At 39.5% G+C, this 3,019-nt stretch carries 6 protein-coding genes; all 6 read right to left on the bottom strand.

The genetic code is table 11. The features are described from left to right. On the bottom strand, nucleotides 1–241 hold a 241-nt coding region (locus Q0L65_RS05355; RefSeq protein WP_296684252.1), incomplete at its 3' end, for a hypothetical protein. Between the two features lie 14 nt (nucleotides 242–255). Further along, nucleotides 256–678, bottom strand: coding sequence for a hypothetical protein (locus Q0L65_RS05360; RefSeq protein WP_296684253.1), 423 nt, complete (start codon nucleotides 676–678; stop codon nucleotides 256–258). Nucleotides 679–727: 49 nt separating this feature from the next. Then, the gene (locus Q0L65_RS05365; RefSeq protein ID WP_296684255.1) at nucleotides 728–1,231 is read right to left on the bottom strand and encodes a glucosaminidase domain-containing protein; all 504 of its coding nucleotides are present in this window, start codon (nucleotides 1,229–1,231) and stop codon (nucleotides 728–730) included. Beyond that, nucleotides 1,228–2,280, bottom strand: a complete 1,053-nt coding sequence (locus tag Q0L65_RS05370) for a hypothetical protein (RefSeq protein WP_296684257.1) — start codon at nucleotides 2,278–2,280, stop codon at nucleotides 1,228–1,230. The genes Q0L65_RS05365 and Q0L65_RS05370 overlap by 4 nt, the downstream gene beginning before the upstream one ends. A 10-nt stretch (nucleotides 2,281–2,290) precedes the next feature. Next, entirely contained in the window at nucleotides 2,291–2,464 is a 174-nt protein-coding gene (locus tag Q0L65_RS05375) for a hypothetical protein (protein ID WP_296684259.1), read from the bottom strand. Nucleotides 2,465–2,466: 2 nt separating this feature from the next. Beyond that, on the bottom strand, nucleotides 2,467–3,019 hold a 553-nt coding region (locus Q0L65_RS05380), incomplete at its 5' end, for a hypothetical protein (protein WP_296684260.1).

Here is a 3,019-nt window from a genome sequence, read left to right on the forward strand (position 1 = left end):
TAACTTTTAGTCCAGTCAATGCATTCTTTGCAGTATTGTCGGCCACGTTGAATGCATTTTTTGCACCAACCACCAAAGCATCAACCTCTGTTTTAGAGTACAATGAAAGGTTTGTCCTTGCCGTTCCTGCATTTACATCCGATAAGTTGTTGGCTATTTTTACCACTTGAGCATCCAATGCTCTTGTTGCTAGGTCTGCCGATAAACCTTCAATCTGTTTGATTTTAATAAATTCGCTCATGTTTTATTGTTTTTTTAGTTGTTTACGAGGGTTAAATATTTGATGTAGACATGGTCTGTAGGTTCCAAATTGAATCCTCCATGCCAGTTGAGTGTGCCCGAGGAAATATCAAAAGCACTGTTAATTCCGTAATCGTAAATGGCTCCGTTTACAGCAAGGAAAAGTCCTTCTGGATCTGTTGTGTTTAGACTTACTGAAAACGTATCTTGGCCACTTACCCCAACAGTGAGAGGTAATTTTTGCCAATCGGCTCTCCAAACGGTGCTATCCGTTGAACCACCTCCGCCGCCAAGGTCGCCCTGCACATTATTTATTCGATAGCTTTCGCCATGAATCATAATTTCATTGTTAATCGGATCTCCGAGTAGTTCTAGGATTTCGCGTACAGAGAAATTCTTTTGTTCTCCTGTTCGTACCTGTGTGAGTGTGAATGCCATTATTTTTTCTTTATCCAGTTTTTATAAATGTATCTGCCTGTTAAAAAGATCAGGGCTGCTCCTGCGAGGGAGAATCCTCCTGTGACAAGAAGATTTTTTTTTTAGCTATCGCCAGTATGCTTTCATAATTGGCTATTAATCCTCTCATGTATGCATTTCGGTTGTCACCGTTTTTTTCAGAGATATAAGGACTATGAGCAATTTTATCTGCGTACTTTTTGTAGTCCATAGCAGCTGCATGAGCTGTTTTATAATTGGCTGAAATCAACCTAGCAAAGTCATTAAAACTATCCTGCGGTGATGCATAAGTTCTAAACTTTAACTTGTACTGATTTTGGGCTTGATATACGCCACCTTTCCAAAATTCATTGGGTTTACCACCTGCGGTGATGCCAAAAAAATTATTGTGTTTGGTGGACAAATTGGAAGTTCCCCAGGCACTTTCAAAAGAGCCTTGTGCCAAAATAACCAGCGGATCCATTTTAAATCGATCGCCTGCTTTCTTAGCAAATTGGTAGTTATTGACTACGTATTGTTCAGTTTTTATACTCATGCTTGTTCTTGTAATTGAATGTATCGTTTGTCAACCCATCTGAGGGTATTATCAACTGTTTGAAATTGCAAAAACTCACCGTTGCCTGTGTTCATGCTCATGATGAGTTTTCCAAGAACAGTATTCGGTCTCGCATGAGCAATGGGTATCAATCGTTCATTGAGTACTGGCGTATTCATCCTTGTTAATATTCGAGGCATTGGAATCCCTTTCAGGGTAAAAAAGTCTGGTGGTTTTTTCCAGCCTGTTAGTTTTTTTGTTGCTGGATATGCCTCAAACATATTTTTGTAGTACGTAAAAATGTCTACATACACTGAGGAACTAGAAACCCAGAAGCTAACGCGTTTTTTATTTTTGTTTTTGTAGGCAGCAGGGGCGTTCACCGCATTTATTACATAGGCTACCTCAATAAATTTCACATTGTTCACCTCGTCAAACTGCTGCCTGCCTGTGGCATAACCTAAAAACTCACCCACATAAGCTTGGCGAAGAATATTTTGATCTGAAAACACTTCGTAAAACGCACCGTGATTACTTGCATCTGGAGAACTGCGGAGAGACACCGCTTTTTTAGCTACAATTAATTGATTGGCTTTTGCAAACTGAACGGGTGGCGCTCCTCCCTGTGATGTGTCTTTGTCTTTATTGGAGCTGATGATTGTAAGAAACTTTTGATACTCACTTGTAGACAACTCATTTTGTATGTTGTCAAGCAAATTGCTTTGGTAAAGGTTCTTATATGCCTTTTGAACACTATCCAAATTCGTGATGGTTTTTGCGGTGTTTAATACCGTGTTTGTATCGGTGGTATCCATGCTCATCATCCATGAAATACCAGATGGATTCATCGCAGAGCGCAATGCCATTGCTTGGCGTACTTCAGGACTGTCGTCTGCTTTGTTTTGAGCATCCGATTTATTCAATGAAGCAATGATGTTTTTACCAAATCGGTAGGTCAAGTAAATGCCACCAATAATCAGTACGCCATTGATTAATTTCGATTTGTTGTCATCAACAACTTGAAATATTTTTTCTTTCGTGGATGCCATATTCCTTTTATTAAATCATGCTTTTGATTTTAAGCTTCACCAGGGGTAGTTCAATTTTTTTTGAAATACTCACAAGCTCTTGTGCTTTAAAATTATTCGCAATGGTTTGTAGTGCTTTTTGTACATGCCTAGCTTCTAGGTCAGTAGTTACCTTTACTTGTATCAATACATCTTGTTGTGCCATGTCTATGTTGGATTATTTATGGGTTGTGATTGGGTGATAAATTGTAAGATGCGCTGAAGATTTCCTCGGTCTTTTTCAATTTCAGAAAGCATCAAATACATCGTTCCGAGCTCTTGGTCGTTCATTGTTTTGCAAAAGGAAAAGATCATTTCTAGGATCGTGTCTCGCTGTGAATCTTTAGGTTCTTGTTCTGCATCTTTGCCTTGCTCCACAGACTTAGCATCTTGTTCTGTTCCTGCCAAAAAATTCATTGCAGCACCCATCGGAGAATTACTTAAAAACTTGGCTAAGCCTGGTAAAGCCATCCCGATGATGTTAGAATAATATTCTACCTGCTTTTTTGCATCCAGGGTATTTTGCATATCCTGCATTTGAAATTCAAGCTCTTCGTTTTCTGTCTGCAAACGTTGAAGTTCACTGCTCATGCGCTCCAGTTCCTTGGAACGTTCCATTTCAGAGAACTTTCGCTGCACTAAATCGTTCACTTCCGCTTCGCCCAATCCAGAATAACCCGAAAGAGAACGTGGGATCTCATCGTCTACATCTGTCCATTCA

Origin of the sequence: Flavobacterium sp. (assembly GCF_024642105.1) — a bacterium.
GTDB lineage: Bacteria > Bacteroidota > Bacteroidia > Flavobacteriales > Flavobacteriaceae > Flavobacterium.

Bases quoted from the DNA above. Each gene is read 5' to 3' on its own strand.
- Q0L65_RS05375 (WP_296684259.1), bottom strand. From the start codon at position 2,464: ATGGCACAACAAGATGTATTGATACAAGTAAAGGTAACTACTGACCTA.
- Q0L65_RS05370 (WP_296684257.1), bottom strand. From the start codon at position 2,280: ATGGCATCCACGAAAGAAAAAATATTTCAAGTTGTTGATGACAACAAA.
- Q0L65_RS05360 (WP_296684253.1), bottom strand. From the start codon at position 678: ATGGCATTCACACTCACACAGGTACGAACAGGAGAACAAAAGAATTTC.
- Q0L65_RS05365 (WP_296684255.1), bottom strand. From the start codon at position 1,231: ATGAGTATAAAAACTGAACAATACGTAGTCAATAACTACCAATTTGCT.